Source organism: Streptomyces sp. NPDC092045, from assembly GCF_044756005.1.
In the GTDB taxonomy this organism is placed as follows: Bacteria; Actinomycetota; Actinomycetes; order Streptomycetales; family Streptomycetaceae; genus Streptomyces.
The window spans coordinates 142,806-157,421 of record NZ_JBIVSC010000003.1; the positions used below are offsets into that span (position 1 = coordinate 142,806).

The 14,616-nt window shown below is 75.4% G+C and carries 9 protein-coding genes and 1 pseudogene; all 10 read right to left on the reverse strand.

All coding sequences use genetic code 11. From position 1 onward, the window contains the following. Window positions 1–34: 34 nt before the first annotated feature. Entirely contained in the window at window positions 35–1,198 is a 1,164-nt protein-coding gene (locus ACIQKA_RS10925; protein WP_383446521.1) for an acyltransferase family protein, read from the reverse strand. Between the two features lie 76 nt (window positions 1,199–1,274). Next, complete coding sequence (locus tag ACIQKA_RS10930; protein ID WP_383438609.1) at window positions 1,275–1,481, reverse strand: ferredoxin; 207 nt, start codon at window positions 1,479–1,481, stop codon at window positions 1,275–1,277. Window positions 1,482–1,486: 5 nt separating this feature from the next. After that, entirely contained in the window at window positions 1,487–2,674 is a 1,188-nt protein-coding gene (locus ACIQKA_RS10935) for a cytochrome P450 (protein WP_402540702.1), read from the reverse strand. Between the two features lie 335 nt (window positions 2,675–3,009). Continuing rightward, complete coding sequence (locus tag ACIQKA_RS10940; RefSeq protein WP_402540703.1) at window positions 3,010–4,665, reverse strand: dipeptide ABC transporter ATP-binding protein; 1,656 nt, start codon at window positions 4,663–4,665, stop codon at window positions 3,010–3,012. Continuing rightward, a complete protein-coding gene (locus ACIQKA_RS10945) occupies window positions 4,662–5,471 on the reverse strand; it encodes an ABC transporter permease (protein WP_402540705.1) in 810 nt (269 codons plus the stop codon). The genes ACIQKA_RS10940 and ACIQKA_RS10945 overlap by 4 nt, the downstream gene beginning before the upstream one ends. After that, window positions 5,468–6,472 carry an ABC transporter permease gene (locus ACIQKA_RS10950; protein WP_383359329.1) on the reverse strand — a complete coding sequence of 335 codons (1,005 nt, stop codon included), beginning with the start codon at window positions 6,470–6,472 and terminating at the stop codon, window positions 5,468–5,470. Before ACIQKA_RS10950 ends, ACIQKA_RS10945 begins: the two co-directional genes overlap by 4 nt. After that, the gene (locus tag ACIQKA_RS10955) at window positions 6,457–8,115 is read right to left on the reverse strand and encodes an ABC transporter substrate-binding protein (protein ID WP_402540707.1); all 1,659 of its coding nucleotides are present in this window, start codon (window positions 8,113–8,115) and stop codon (window positions 6,457–6,459) included. Before ACIQKA_RS10955 ends, ACIQKA_RS10950 begins: the two co-directional genes overlap by 16 nt. 113 nt (window positions 8,116–8,228) lie before the next feature. Next, window positions 8,229–9,260, reverse strand: a complete 1,032-nt coding sequence (locus tag ACIQKA_RS10960) for an LLM class flavin-dependent oxidoreductase (RefSeq protein ID WP_383435004.1) — start codon at window positions 9,258–9,260, stop codon at window positions 8,229–8,231. A 49-nt stretch (window positions 9,261–9,309) separates the two neighbouring features. Then, window positions 9,310–11,319: an HAD-IIIC family phosphatase gene (locus tag ACIQKA_RS10965; RefSeq protein ID WP_402540708.1), complete on the reverse strand. Its 2,010-nt coding sequence runs from the start codon at window positions 11,317–11,319 to the stop codon at window positions 9,310–9,312. Beyond that, window positions 11,316–14,612 (reverse strand): annotated as a pseudogene (locus ACIQKA_RS10970) (type I polyketide synthase); the annotation flags it as partial. The gene ACIQKA_RS10965 and the pseudogene ACIQKA_RS10970, both read right to left, overlap by 4 nt. Between the last annotated feature and the right edge of the window lie 4 nt (window positions 14,613–14,616).

The following is a 14,616-nucleotide window of genomic DNA, read 5'->3' on the forward strand; positions in this document are numbered from 1 at the left end:
CGGGTCGGATCGAACCGGGTCGGGTCCGGTCCGGTCAGTCCGAGGCGGTCGACACCGCCGGTGCCGGCGCGGTGGTCGGAGTGGCGGGCGGAGCGGGGCGCTCCCGCGTACGCCCCCATCTGCGCATCCCCGGTTCCTCCACGAACCGGTGCAGCGCCCAGGAGAGCAGGGTGGTGACGGCGAACAGCGCCGCGAGGAGGCCGGTGGCCTGCACCACGTCCCAGGTCCGGCCCGCGCCGAGGAGCGTGTGCCCGTACGTCAGGACCAGGAAGTGCACGAGGTACGAGGCGTACGACACGGTGCCCAGCCACTGCGGGACGCGGCCCCGGAAGGGCGAGAAGCCACCGCGCACGTCCGCCGTGGCCACCGCCGGGATCAGCAGGGCGAGCGGCGCCACGATCGGCGCGGTCAGGCTGTAGACCCCCGGGAACCGGGAGACCTGGACGGCGAAGCCGAGGACGAGGAGCGCGAGCGCGGGCACCGGGCCGAACCGGATCCAGCCGCCGGTGCGGACGATCCGGGCCATGACGATGCCGAGCGTGAAGTCCAGCGCGCGTACGGGCGGGAAGGACACCAGGAACCAGTTCTGGGTGAGCGACATGTCCTGCCCCGGCAGCTTCGGCGCGCCCGGCAGCCAGGCCTGCGCGACGGCGGGCAGCAGCATGACGACCGCGACGAGGGCGCCCGCGGCCCACCACAGCCGGTGGGCCGGGATCCGCCGGACGAGGGCGTACAGGAGCGGGAACGCGAGGTAGAACAGCAGGTCGCAGGCGAGGGACCAGGTGACCACGTTGAGGGACAGGATGACGTCGAGCCGCGGGTACCAGGTGTGCACCAGGAACAGGCTCGGCAGCAGCTTGAACAGGTCGAGCGTCTGCCCGGCCCAGAGCGCGAGGCCGAGGGCGGCGAACCAGGTGACGACGTGGTTCGGGTAGACCTTGGCCAGCCGGCGGCGCCAGAAGCGGCCGGCCGGCTGCCCCTCCCGCACCGACCAGGTGAGGACGAAGCCGCTGAGGACGAAGAAGAACTCCACCCCGAGCCAGCCGATCGCGAAGGCGTAGGGCCGCAGGGCCGCCTCCGTGTCCGGGTGGTAGAAGCCGAGGACGAAGGAGTGGCAGAGGAAGACCAGGAAGGCCGCGGCGAAGCGCATTCCGGTGAGCGAGGGGAGTCTGGAGGGCTCCGTCGGCTGGGAGGACATGGATCTCTTCTCGTCGGGGGGTTCTCGTGCGGGGTGGGGCTCGTGTGTGTGGGGGGCTCGTGCGGGGACGTCCGGGTCAGTGCGGGGACGTCCGCTCGGTGATGTCGATGGCCCGTGCCGGGCACAGGTAGGCGGCCTCGCGGGCCCTGTCGTGGTGTTCCGGCGCGGGTTCCGGGGTCAGGACGACGACGAGGCCCTCGTCGTCCTGGTCGAAGACCTCGGGGAGGGTGGCCATACAGCGGCCGCCGCTGATGCAGGACTCCCGGTCGGCGCGCAGCCGCATCGCGGTCACCACTCGACGGGCAGGGACAGCACGCGCTGCACCGTGCCCGCGCCGAGGATCGGCAGCTCGTCCACGCCGACCGCCAGGCGCATGCCGGGGATGCGGGTGAGCAGTTCCCGGAAGGCGACCTCCAGTTCGAGGCGGGCGAGGTTCTGGCCGAGGCACTGGTGGATGCCGAAGCCGAAGGTCACGTGGTGGGTGTCGGAGCGCAGCACGTCGAACTCGTCGGGCCGCTCGTGGAAGTTCTCGTCGCGGTTGGCGAGGGTCCCGGAGACGAGGACGCCCTCGCCCTCGCGGATGAGGTGGCCGGCGATCTCGATGTCGCCCTTGGCGATCCGGGTGGCGACGAGGTCGGTGGTGGCGATGAAGCGCAGCAGCTCCTCGACGGCGCCGGGCAGCCGTTCGCGGTCCTCGTGGAGCTTCGCGAGCTGGTCGGGGTGTTCGAGGAGGGTGATGAGGCCGAGGGCCAGGGACGAGGAGGTGGTCTCGTGCGCGGCGATCAGCAGGACGAGCGCGATGGAGACGAGCTCCTCGTGGCCGATGTCGCCGGTGAGCACCCGCTCGGTGACGAGCTGTCCGAGCAGTCCGTCCGTGGGGGACTTGATCTGCTCGGTGACCAGGCCGTCGATGTAGTCGACGAGGTTCTGCGCGGCGGTCGCCGACTCCTCCTCGGTGCCCAGCATGACCTTGCCGCTGGCGTCCTGGAAGAACTCGTGGTCCTTGTAGGGGACGCCGAGGTGGCGGCAGATGACGAGGGACGGCAGCGGCACGGCGAGCAGCGGCACCAGGTCCGCCGGCGGGCCGTGGGCGATGATCCGGTCGACGAAGCCGGAGACGATCTTCTCGATCTCGGGCCGCATCCGCCTGACCTGCTTGAGGCTGAAGTGCGGGTTGAGGTAGCGCCGGTAGATGTCGTGCTGCGGCGGGTCCATCGCGATCAGGGCGAGGCTCCGGGCGATGTGGGACCGGAACCGGGGCGCGACGATGGGGAAGTCGGGGTGGGTGCGCAGCGAGGAGAGGTTCGGGTGGGTGAGGATCTCCCGGGACTCCTTGTAGCCGGTGACCATCCAGGCCTCGCGGCCGTCGAACAGGGTCACCTTGAGGACCGGGCCCGCCTCTCCGATCTCGCGGTATCCGGCGGGCGGCTGGTAGGGGCACGTGCGCGGCTGCGGGTACGGCGGTGCTTCTGCCATTGCCTTCTCGTCCTTCGAACGGGGCGGAACGCCGGGATGCGGGGTGCGGGATGCGGGTGCGGGGGGCTCCCCGACCGGACCCGTGGGCGGGTCAGGGGGTCGGGACCGGGAATCGGGGAGCGCGGATCGGGAGCCGCCGGCTTCGGGCCGTCGGGGCCGGGGTCGCCAGGACCGGGGTCGTCGGGGCCGGGACCGCTCGGGCCGGGCTTCCCGGCCGGGGTCGTCGGGGTCGGGCGGCGGAGGGGCGCCGGGGCGGCGCAGGTGGGGTTCGGCGTCCCTGGAAGGGCGACGCTATTGAGCTCCGGGACGCCGGGCAAGCGCGGTTAAGCGCCGCTTCAGAACTCCTTTCGTCCGGTTCCGGGCGGACGCGGGACGGCCGCCAGGAGGGCGCGGGTGTAGGGGTGCTCGGGGGCGCGCAGGACCCGCTCGGCCGTGCCGGACTCGACGATCCGTCCGTCCTTCATGACGGCGACCCGGTGGCTCAGCCGGCGCACCACGCCCAGGTCGTGCGAGACGAACACGTAGGCCACGCCGAGACGTTCCTGGACGCGGATCAGGACGTCGAGCACCTGGGCCTGGACGGAGGCGTCGAGGGCGGAGACCGGCTCGTCGCAGACGACGACGTCGGGTTCCGGCGCGAAGGCCCGGGCGATCGCGAGGCGCTGCGCCTGGCCGCCGGACAGGTCGCGGGCCCGCCGGTCCAGGACGTCGGGAGCGAGGCCGACGTGCTCCAGGAGTTCGGCGACGCGTGCCGCGCGGGCGTCCCGGGGGGTGCCGATCGCCCGCAGCGGCTCCTCGAGGAGCTGCCGTGCGGTGTAGCGGGGGTCGAAGGAGCCCAGCGGGTACTGGTGGATCGTCTGGACCCGGCGGCGGGCCGCGCGGCGTTCGGCGCGGGTGCGTTCGGTCCAGGTGCGCCCGTCGAGCTCCACGCGGCCCGCGTCGGGCGTCACGACCCCCGTCAGCATCCGGCCCACGGTGGTCTTGCCGGAGCCGGACTCGCCGACGACGCCGAGGGTCTCCCCGGCCCGTACGGTGAACGACACACCGTCGACGGCGGTGAGTTCGGGCCGGCCGGGCAGCCGGTACCGCTTCACCAGTCCCTCGGCGCGCAGCAGTACCGGGCCGGGTGCGGGCGCGGCCCTGGTCTCCTCGCCGGGGACGGCCGCGACCAGGGCCCGGGTGTACGGGTGGCGGGGCGCGGACAGGATCCGCCCGGCGGGGCCGTCCTCGACGAACCGTCCGTCCTTCATGACGTGGACGCGGTCGGCCAGTTCGCCCACGACGCCGAGGTCGTGGCTGATGAGCAGGACGGCGGTGCCGTCGCGGGCGCGGGCGCGCAGCAGCCGGAGGATCTGCTGCTGCACGGTGGCGTCGAGGGCGGTGGTGGGCTCGTCGGCGATGAGCAGGTCGGGGCGGGCGGCGAGCGCGGAGGCGATCAGGGAGCGCTGGCGCAGGCCGCCGGAGAGCTGGTGGGGGTACTGGGCGGCCCGGGTGCGGGGGTCGGGGACGCCGGCCGCTTCGAGCAGCCGTTCCGTCTCCTCCCGTATGCGCGCGGGCGGGACGGTCCGGTGGGTGCGCAGCGGTTCGGCGACCTCCGCGCCGACGCGGCGGAGCGGGTCGAGCGAACCGAGCGCGTCCTGGAGCACGAACCCGACGCGCCGGCCGCGCAGCGCGCGCAGCCGGCGGCCGTCGAGTCCGCGCAGGTCGACGCCGTCGAAGGTCAGCGCGGCGGCCCGCACGTCGGCCCCCTCGCCGGCCAGGCCGACGAGGCTGCGGGCCGTGACGCTCTTGCCGGAGCCGGACTCGCCGACGACCGCGACGATCTCCCCCGGCCGTACGGTGAACGACACCCCGCGCACCGCCTCCACCCGGCGACGGCCGCGGCCGAAGGAGACGGTCAGGTCCTCCACCCGGACCAGTTCGCGCGCGGCGGCCGGTGCGCCGGGCGCCGCCGGGGCTTCGGCCGGGGCCGTGCGGGGCTCGGTGCTCATGCGGTGCTCCCGTCGACGGTGCGCTGGATGTGGCGGCCGACCGTCGTGATCGCGAGGACGGCGAGGGTGATGGCGGCGCCGGGGAAGGCGGCGGGCCACCAGGCGAGGGCGAGGAAGTCGCGGCTGCCGGCCAGCATCGCGCCCCATTCGGCGGTGGGCGGCTGGGGGCCGAGGCCGACGAAGCTCAGGCTGGAGCTCGCCACGATCATCGCGCCCAGGGAGACGGTGGCGAGCGCGAGGACCGGTCCGAGCGCGTTGGGCAGCACGTGCCGCAGAACCACCTGGGCGCGGCTCCAGCCGAAGCCGTACGCGGCCTCGACGTACGCCCGGCCGCGCAGCGAGATCACCTCGGCGCGGGCGACGCGGGCGAAGCCGGGCAGCGCACCGACGGCGAGGCCGACGGTGGCGGCGCCCGCGCCGGGGCCGAGGACGGCGACGACGAGGAAGACGAGCAGGAGGCCCGGCACGGAGAGCAGGACGTCGAGGAAGCGGCCGATGGCCTGGTCGGCGAAGCGGCCGAGCTGGGCGGCGGCGACGCCGACGAGGGTGCCGCCGACGAGGGCGAGGGCCACCGCGCCGACGCCGATGAGCAGCGACGGCCGGGTTCCGTGGACGATCCGCGCGTACAGGTCGCGGCCGTTCTGGTCGGTGCCGAGCCAGTGCCCGTCGCCGGGCGGGCGCAGCAGGGCGTCGATGTCGGCCGCGTCGGGGTCGACGGAGGTGAAGAGGCCGGGGAAGGCGGCCATGGCGGTCAGCACCGCGAGGACCGCCGCGCCGAGCCAGAGGCCGGTGCGGGGGCGGGTCACGCGGGCCTCCCGGCGTCGCGGGTGCGGGGGTCGACGAGCCACTGGAGGGCGTCGACGACGAGGTTGACGAGGACGAACACGGCCGCGGCGAGCAGGACGACGGCCATGACGACGGGCATGTCCTTGTTCTGCACCGCCGAGAGCACCAAGCGGCCGACGCCCTGGCGGGAGAAGACGATCTCGACGATCACGGCCCCGCCGATCAGGGAGCCGGCGATCCAGCCCAGGAGCGTCGTGGCGGGCAGCAGGGCGTGCCGCAGCACGTGCCGCAGGCGCAGGGCGAGTTCGCCGATGCCGCGGGCCCTGGCGGTGACCACGAAGGGTTCGTCGAGGGCGCGCAGGAGCCCTTCGCGCAGCACCTGGGCGACGACGGCGGTGGGCGCCGCGGCGAGCGCGAGCGTCGGCAGGACCAGGCTGCCCGGGCCGGACGCGCCGACGGTCGGGAACCAGCCGAGGCCGAAGGAGAAGAAGGTCAGCAGGAGCAGGCCGAGCCAGAACGGCGGCAGCGCGACGACGACGGACTCGGCGGCGGCGAACAGGGTGCGGACCCAGCGGCGGCGGTGCGCCCCGAGCACGGCGAGGACGACCGAGCCGGCCGCGGTGACGAGCAGGGTGGAGGCGATCAGCGCGAGGGTGTCGGGGAGCTGGGACCCGACGGCCTCCCACACGGGCCGGCGCAGCACGTACGAGTCCCCGAAGTCGCCGCGGACGATCCGGCCGAGGTAGCCGAGGTACTGGGCGGGCAGCGGGTCGTCCAGGTGGTACTCGGCGGTGATCTCGGCGCGGACGCGGGGCGAGACGCTGGAGCGGGCGAGCAGCACGTCCGCGGTGCTGCCCGGCATGATCTGGAGGACCGCGAAGGCGAGGGTCACCGCGCCCCAGAGGACGACGACGGCGCCGGCCGCGCGGCCGAGGACGAGCCGGAGCAGGCGGGCGGGGCGGGCCCGCTCCCGGGCGGTGGCGCCGGGAGCGGGCCCGCCGCCGGTCAGGAGGCCAGCCATGCCGCGTAGAGGTCGGCGGAGCCGTCGGAGGTGAAGCCGGTGCCGCGCACCGCGTCGCGGGCGGCGAGGGTGGAGACGGGCGAGTAGACCGGGAGGACGGCGGCGTCCTCGGTGATCCGCCGCTGCACCTCGCGGTAGATCCGGAACTGCTCCTTCTGGTCGGTGGCGCGCTGTGCGTCGGCGAACAGCCGCTCCACGTCCGGGGCGTCGTAGCGGGCCATGTTGTTGCTGATGCCGCGGGCGGGGGTGGGGATGTTGTCCTTGCCGAACAGGACGCGCAGGACGTCGGGTCCGGGCGAGGAGAAGCTGGTGTCGATGATCTCGTAGTCGCCGGCGAGCAGCCGTTCGACGAAGGTGCCGCCGTCGACGTTCTCCTCGACGAACTCGACGCCGAGCTTCTTGCCGGCGGACTGGATCTGCACGGCGAGGTTGGTGATGGACGGGTCGGACCACAGGTGCCGGACGCGCAGCCGCTCGCCGTCCTTGGTGCGGTAGCCCTGGGCGTCGCGGGCGGTCCAGCCCGCCGCGTCGAGCAGCCGCGCGGCCTCCTGGGGGTCGTGGGCGTAGGCGGCGGCGAGGGAGGCGTCGTGGCCGGGGGTGGTCGCGGACAGCGGGCCCTCGGCGGAGGGGTACTGGCCGAAGTGGACGCGCTGGGCGATGGTCGACCAGTCGATGCCGGCGCGCAGCGCCTTGCGCACGGCGGCGTCGGCGAGGGGGCCCTTGGCGGTGTTGGGCCAGTAGCTGTAGTTGGCGCCGGGGAAGCTGGTGCTGTGCAGGGTGAAGCCGGGGGTCTTCGCGAGCTGCCGGGTGCTGGTGGGGTCGAGGCCGGTGGCGGCGTCGACCTGGCCGCTGGTGAGGGCGCCGAAGCGGGAGGCGTTGTCGGGGACGACCTGGACCCGGATGCCGTCGAGGCGGGCCGGTCCGGAGTGGCCGGCGGAGTCGGGGGCCCAGGCGTGGTCGGGGTTCCGGGTGTACTCGATGCCCTTCTGCGCGACGAGTCCGGTGGCGGTGCGGAACGGGCCGGTGCCGACGATCTTCTTGCAGAGTTCGGCGGTGGGCCCCTTGAGTCCGGCCGGGGACTCGATGCCGAGGTTGGGCAGCGCGAGGGCGCCGAGGAAGCCCGAGTCGGGCTGCTTGAGGGTGATCTCGACCGTGTGGGGATCGACGGCCCGGGAGGACTTGTAGGCGGAGATCAGGCTGGAGGCGAGGAGGGACTTGGTCGCGGGGTCGGCGACGTGGTCGAGGTTGGCGACCACGGCCGCCGCGTCGAAGCGGGCGCCGTCGGTGAAGGTGACGTCGTCGCGGAGGGCGAAGGTGTAGGTCCGGCCGTCGGGCGACAGCGTCCAGCTCTTGGCGAGCCAGGGTTCGAAGGCACCCTTCGGGGTCTGGTGGACCAGGGAGTCCAGGATCGGCCGGGACAGCAGCCGGGCGGCCTCGGTGGGGCTCTGGTGGGGGTCGAGGCACTCGGGTTCCTTGGCGATGGCGATCCGCAGGGTGCCGCCGTCGCGGGGCGGGCCGCCGGCGGCGTTGCCGCCGGCGGTCCCGGTCCCCGCGGAGCACGCGGTCACCAGCGTCGTCAGCAGGGCGGTTCCCGCCGCCAGCAGGGCGGATCTCTTCGGCCGTGTCCGTGTACCCGAGTGCATGCTCGTCGTCCTCATCGCTTGTGCCGTGACGTTCGGTCAGTCACGGTGCACGGCCGGACTAAAGCCGGTCTGAAAGCGGACGGCGGGCGGTGGGGGCGGGCGGTCCGGGCCGGTCAGAGCGAGGCGGCGATCTTCGCGACGAGTTCGTACGAGCGGATCCGGGCCTCGTGGTCGGGGACCTGGGTGAGGACGAACAGCTCGTCGGCGCGGGTCCGGGCGACGAAGTCGGCGAGGCGGGGCGCGATGCGGTCCGGGGCGCCGACGAACTGGGGGTCGATGCGCGAGCGCAGGAAGTCCCGCTCGGCGGACGTGTGGGTGTGCGCGGCGGCCTCCTCCTCGGTGGGCAGGACGCTCTCCGGGTCGACGGTGCGCATGAGGATCTGTCCGTGCACGAAGGCCTCGGCGAGCCGGTGGGCGCGCGCGTCGCTGTCGGAGGCGACCGCTATCACCGCGACGCAGGCGTGCGGTTCGGACAGGCCCGGGGCGGGCCGGAAGGCCTCGCGGTAGGCGTCCAGCGCCTGGGGGGCGCCGCCGCCGACGATGGCGTGGGCGTAGACGTACGGCAGTCCGGCCCGGCCGGCGTGGACGGCGCTGCCGATGCTGGAGCCGACGAGCCAGAACCGGGGCGGGACCTCCGGCTCGGGGACCGCCCGCACTCCCTGGTGCCCGCCGGCGAAGTATCCGCGGAGCTCGTCGAACTGGGCGTCGAAGCCGAGCCGGCGGGGGTCGCCGAGGCGGGCCGCGGAGGCGGGCGAGCCGCCGGTGGCCCGGCCGAGTCCGAGGTCGACGCGGCCGGGGTAGAGGCTCGCGAGCACGCCGAACTGCTCGGCGACGGCGAGGGCGGAGTGGTTGGGCAGCAGGACCGCCCCGGACCCGACGGTGAGGGTGCGGGTGGCCTGCAACAGGGGCCCGGCGAGGACGGCGGGGCTGGACGTGGCGAGGGCGGGGGTGCCGTGGTGCTCCGCCACCCAGTAGCGGCGGTAGCCGAAGCCCTCCACCGCCGCGGCCAGGTCGACGGTGCGGCGCAGCGCGTCGCCGGGCGTGTCGCCGCGCCAGACGGGGACCGTGTCGTGCACCGAAATCGCGATTCCCTCGGCCACCTGGTTCTCCTCCTGCTGCTGGGCGGTCGCCGGTCTCGCGGACACGATCCTGAGGCGACCTCATGTTGTCCCGGGAAGTTAAGTCGAGCATGCCTCAGGTTGTCAATGCCGGGGCGCCCGGGGCCGGGAGCAGGTCTTCGGCCGCCTCCAGGGACAGATGGCCGGGCACCTCGGGCCGCCGCTCCAGACGGTGCACGAACACGGTCCCGGCCGCCGCCCCGCCGGAGGCGCCGACCGGCCCGGGACCGCCCGTACCGGAGCCGTCCGTCCGGAAGTCGGTTTCCTCCGGGCCGAGTTCCTCGAACCCGTAGTGCGCGTAGAGGCCGGCGACCTTGGCGTTCTTCGCGGTCGGCCGGTACGCGCCCCGCACCTCCGCGAATCCAGCACGGGCGGCCCGGTCGAGGAGCGCCGCCAGGCAGGCCTGCTCGATGCCCCGCGCGAAGACCCGGCAGCTGAGCAGCATGTTCTCGATGTGCAGGACCTTCTCCTCGGCGCGCAGGAACACCGCGCCGACGAGCCCGTTGCTCCCGAACCGGTCCCCCGCCGTCAGCCCGAGCACGGTGGTGCCGGGACCGTCGGCCCCGGCCCGCACCTCCTCGGCCGACAGCCGCCGCGTCGTGAGGTTGAACTGGTTGGTGCGCAGCGTGAGCTGGGACAGCCGGGGGATCTCCGCCGGGGCCGCCGGGGCCAGCCGGACGGTCACGCCGAGCCCGTCGAGGAACTCCTCCGCGCTCCCCGCCGCGGACAGGAAGTCCGCCCGCGCCGACTCCTCGTGGTAGCGGCGGGTGCGGACCCGGTCCTCGGACGTCACCTCCGTCGTCGTGAACCAGCCGTCCGCGAGCAGCCGCGTCACGTGCAGCGCCGGGTCGCCGTCCAGCGGGATCACCGTCGTCTCCGGGAGCTCCGCGGCCACCGCCGCGCATTCGCGCACGTTGTCGTCGGCGAACACCACGCTGTCGCCGCCCAGGTTGAGACCGCCGGCCAGCGCGCGCAGCGACTCCGCCTTGGGCTGCCAGCCGGCGAGGATCCGGACGAAGTCCTCCTCCCGCACCCGCAGGTCCGGGTGGTCGCGGAGCGCCGCCACCACGGTCTCCCGGTCGTTCTTGCTGACCGCCGCGAGCAGGACGCCCTGCGACTGGAGCTGCTTCACCACCCCCTGGACCCGGTGGAAGGCCTCGCCCCGGCGCCCGTGCGCCACCTCGATGCCCTCCACGCCGTCGTCGCCCAGGACCCCGCCCCACAGGGTCTCGTCCAGGTCCACGGCCAGCACCTTCTTCGTCCGGCCGGTCACCGCCCGGACCAGGTGGCCCAGTTCACGGGCGTACGCGGCGAGGAACCCGTCGGAGAACCGGGCCCCGGCGTACGCGTCGAAGCGGGCGTCGGCGAGTTCGACCGGCCCGCCGAGCAGCGGGTCGACGTCGAGCACGACGACCCGGCCCAGCTCCTCCCCGAACCCGAGGAGTTCCGCGTTGGCCGTCCGCCAGACGGCGCCGAGCCGCGCGCGGGACGGCAGGTCGAGCAGCTGCGCCTGCTGGTTCCCCGGCAGCGGCAGCGTGTTGAGCACGAGGGTGCCGGAGGAGCGGTCGGCGAACCGGGCCGCCAGCCCCCGCCACAGCGTCAGTTTGCGGCGCAGGACGCCGTCGACGTCCTCCGCCGTGAACGGCACCGGCACCTCGTCGAAGACGGTCGCGTGGTCCAGGACGCACACGGTCACGTCGGCGGGCTCCGTGTGCAGCGAGCTCCCGGGGTCGCCGAGTTCGTGCACGTACGAGCCGAAGCCGGTGAGCCGCACCTCGGGCAGGAAGCCGTGCCGGGCGAGTTCGGCGAGCAGCGCCGTCCGCAGCGCGTCCAGGGTGCCGCCGCCGGTCAGCGCGACCGTGACGGCGGGCAGGCCGGGGTGGTGCGCGCGGGCCCGCGCCGGGTCGACGCGGGCGAGCAGGCGGGCCGCGCGGGCGAGGTCCGTCCGGTCGAGCGCGGCGAGCAGGGCGGGCACGCGGTCGAAGTGGCGGTCCAGGCCGCCGTCGCGGTGCAGCGCGCGCAGGACGTCGAGGGCGCGGAGGGCGCCGGCGGGCACGGCGGCGGTGGCGGCGGGATCGGTCGTCATCGGACGGTCTCCGGGGTGCGGGTGTCGAGCGACAGGAGGAGGTGCGCGGCCAGTTCGTGCGCGGTGCGGTGCTCCAGGACGACGGAGGGGCGGACCTCCGCCCCGGTCTCGCGGTTCAGCCGGGCCGCGATCTCCAGCGAGCCGAAGGAGGTGATGCCGATCTCGGTGAGGTCGGCGGCCGGGTCGACCTCGCCGGGGGCGTACCCGAGGGAGGCGGCGACGGCGTCGAGGACGCGCGCGAGCACGACGTCCCGCCGTTCCTCCTCGGGCACCTCGCCCAGGACCAGGAGGGGCGCCCCGGGCCGCTCGGGGGCGGCCGGGGGCGCGTCCGGAAGGGGGCCAGGCGCGGGGCGGCCCAGCCAGTACGGACGGTGCTGGAACGGGTAGACGGGCACCAGCGCGGGGTCGGCGGCCGGTCCCGCGCCGAGCAGCCGGCCCCAGTCGACGCGGACGCCCCGGCAGTGCGCCTGGGCGACGGCCCGGACGACCGAGGCGGCCTCCGCCGCGGGGCGGCGGACCAGCGGGATCACGGCGGCCTCGTCCCGCCGGTCGGCGAGGCAGTCGGCGACCAGGCCGGTCACGGTGGTGTCGGGGCCGATCTCGACGAAGGTGTCGACGCCGAGGCCGCGCAGGGCCGTCACGCCGTCGTGGAAGCGGACCGCGCCGCGCACCTGGGCCGACCAGCGGCCCGGCGCGGAGAGTTCGGCGAGGTCCGCCACCTCCCCGGTGCGGTTGGCCACCAGGGGGACGCGCGGCCGTGACACGGCGAGGCCGGCCGCCGCCGCGTCGACCGCGGCGAGCGCGGATTCCATGTGCGGGGAGTGGAAGGCGTGGCCGACCTTGAGCGCCTTGGTCCGCACGCCCTCCGCACGCCAGAGGGCCGCGAGACGGCGCACGGCGTCGGCGTCGCCGGACACCACGGTCGACCGGGGGCCGTTGACCGCGGCGACGGCCACCGCTCCCCCGGCCCGCGCGAGCGACTCCCGGACCTCGTCCTCGGAGGCCCGGATCGAGAGCATCGCCCCGCCCGAGGGGGCGGCCTGCATGGCGCGGGCGCGGGCGACGACGAGCCGGGCGGCGCCGTCCAGGGACAGGGCGCCGCCGACGTACGCGGCCGTGAGCTCGCCGATCGAGTGGCCCAGGAGCGCGACCGGGACGAGCCCGAAGGACTCGGCGAGCCGGGCGAGCGCCGCCTGGACGGCGAACAGCGCCGGCTGGGCGTACTCGGTCCGCCCCAGGAGCGCCGCCCCCGGGCTGCCGGGCGCGGCCAGGACCACGTCCCGCAGGCCGGGCCCCCCGTCGGGCCCGCGGGCCGCGTCGAGGGCGGCGCACACGGCGTCGAAGGCCTCGGCGTACACCGGGAACGCGTCGGCGAGTTCGGCGCCCATGCCGGGCCGCTGGGTGCCCTGGCCGCTGAACACGAAGGCGATCCGGGGCCCGGCGACGGCGCTCGTGACGGGCGCGGAGGGGGCCGCGAGCGCGTCGAGCTCCCGGCCGAGCCCGGCCGCGTCGGCGCCCTGGACGGCGGCGCGGTGCCGGAAGGAGGTCCGGCGGGTGGCCAGCGTCCGGGCGACGGCGCCGAGGTCGGTGTCCGGCCGGTCGCGCAGCAGCGCCCGCAGCCGTCCCGCCTGGGCCCGCACCGCCTCGGGGGACCGCCCGGACAGGGGCCAGACGACGTCCGTCCGCGGGGCTGCGGGGACAGGGGCCGGGGCCTCCGCGGAGTCCGCTTCCGGGGCCCTGCCCGCGACGGCCGGAGTGGCGGGGGTCCCGTCGGCGACGGCGGGGGCGACGGCCGGGACGGCGGGCTCCGGGGCCCCGTCGGTGACGGTCCGGGCGACGGCCGGGGCGGGTTCCCGGGCGGGCGCGGACCCCTGGGCCTGCGCGGGCTCCCGGGGCGGTGCGGGCTGCCGGGCCTCCGTGGCCTCCGGTACGTACTCCTCCACGATGACGTGGGCGTTGGTGCCGCTGATGCCGAACGAGGAGACGCCGGCCCGGCGCGGGCGGCCCTCGGCGGCGGGCCAGGGACGGGCCTCGCTGAGGACGGCCACGCGTCCGGAGGGCCAGTCGACGAACTCGGACCACTCGTCGGCGTGCAGGGTCGCGGGCAGGACGCCGTGGCGCAGGGCCTGGACCGTCTTGATCACGCCGGCGACCCCGGCCGCCGCCTGGGTGTGGCCGAGGTTCGACTTCACCGAGCCGATGTGGAGCGGGGCCGCGCGGCCGGGGTCCTCGCCGTACGCGGCGATGAGGGCGCCCGCCTCGATCGGGTCGCCGAGGGCCGTCCCGGTGCCGTGGGCCTCGACCGCGTCGACGGCGGACGCGGGGATCCCCGCGGCGCGCAGGGCCGCCTCGACGACCTTGCGCTGGGCGGGTCCGCTCGGCGCGGTGAGTCCGTTGCTCGCCCCGTCGGAGTTGATCGCCGAGCCCGGCAGCAGGGCCAGGACGGGATGCCCGTGGCGGCGCGCGTCGGAGAGCCGCTCCAGGAGCAGGAGCCCCGCTCCCTCGCCGAAGCCCGTGCCGTCCGCGCCCTTGCCGAAGGCCTTGCAGCGCCCGTCGGCGGCGAGCCCGCCCTGGGCCGCGAAGTCGGTGAAGACCCGGGGCGTCGACATCACGGTCACCCCGCCCGCCAGCGCCAGGTCGCACTCGGAGCGGCGCAGCGACTCGGCGGCCAGGTGCAGCGCGACCAGCGACGACGAGCAGGCGGTGTCGACGGTGAGGGCGGGGCCCTCGAAGCCGAAGGTGTGGGCGAGCCGCCCCGAGACGATGCTCGCCGCGTTGCCGGTCATCAGATGGCCCTCGACGTCCGCGGCCACGGTGCCGGGCGGCGGCGCGTACTCCTGGTAGATCGCCCCGGCGAAGACGCCCGTGCGGCTGCCGCGCAGGTCGTCCGGCAGGAGCCCGGCCCGTTCCAGCAGTTCCCAGGACAGTTCGAGGAGCTGCCGGTGCTGGGGGTCCATCGCCAGGGCCTCCGTGGGGCCGATGCCGAAGAACCCGGAGTCGAAGCCGGCCGCGTCGTCGAGGAAGCCGCCGGCGCGCGCGTGCTCCAGGGCGGCCGGGTCCCAGCCCCGGTCGGCCGGCGGTCCGCCGACGGTGTCCGTGCCCCGTGCGACGACCTCCCAGAGGTCCTCGGGCGAGCGGACCCCGCCGGGGTAGCGGCAGGCCATGGAGACCACGGCCACCGGTTCGCGGAAGGCCGCGAGCCGCGCCTCCCGGTCCGCCAGCTCCCCTCTGATCCGGGCGAGTTCGTTCGTCGTCCACCGGAGGTACTCGACCAGTCTCTTCTCGTCGGCCATGGCT

What these genes read in the sequence shown, in the direction of transcription:
- ACIQKA_RS10930 (WP_383438609.1), bottom strand. Translation starts at nt 1,481, where the DNA reads ATGCGGCTGCGCGCCGACCGGGAGTCCTGCATCAGCGGCGGCCGCTGT.
- ACIQKA_RS10955 (WP_402540707.1), bottom strand. Translation starts at nt 8,115, where the DNA reads ATGCACTCGGGTACACGGACACGGCCGAAGAGATCCGCCCTGCTGGCG.
- ACIQKA_RS10950 (WP_383359329.1), bottom strand. Translation starts at nt 6,472, where the DNA reads ATGGCTGGCCTCCTGACCGGCGGCGGGCCCGCTCCCGGCGCCACCGCC.
- ACIQKA_RS10965 (WP_402540708.1), bottom strand. Translation starts at nt 11,319, where the DNA reads ATGACGACCGATCCCGCCGCCACCGCCGCCGTGCCCGCCGGCGCCCTC.
- ACIQKA_RS10940 (WP_402540703.1), bottom strand. Translation starts at nt 4,665, where the DNA reads ATGAGCACCGAGCCCCGCACGGCCCCGGCCGAAGCCCCGGCGGCGCCC.
- ACIQKA_RS10925 (WP_383446521.1), bottom strand. Translation starts at nt 1,198, where the DNA reads ATGTCCTCCCAGCCGACGGAGCCCTCCAGACTCCCCTCGCTCACCGGA.
- ACIQKA_RS10935 (WP_402540702.1), bottom strand. Translation starts at nt 2,674, where the DNA reads ATGGCAGAAGCACCGCCGTACCCGCAGCCGCGCACGTGCCCCTACCAG.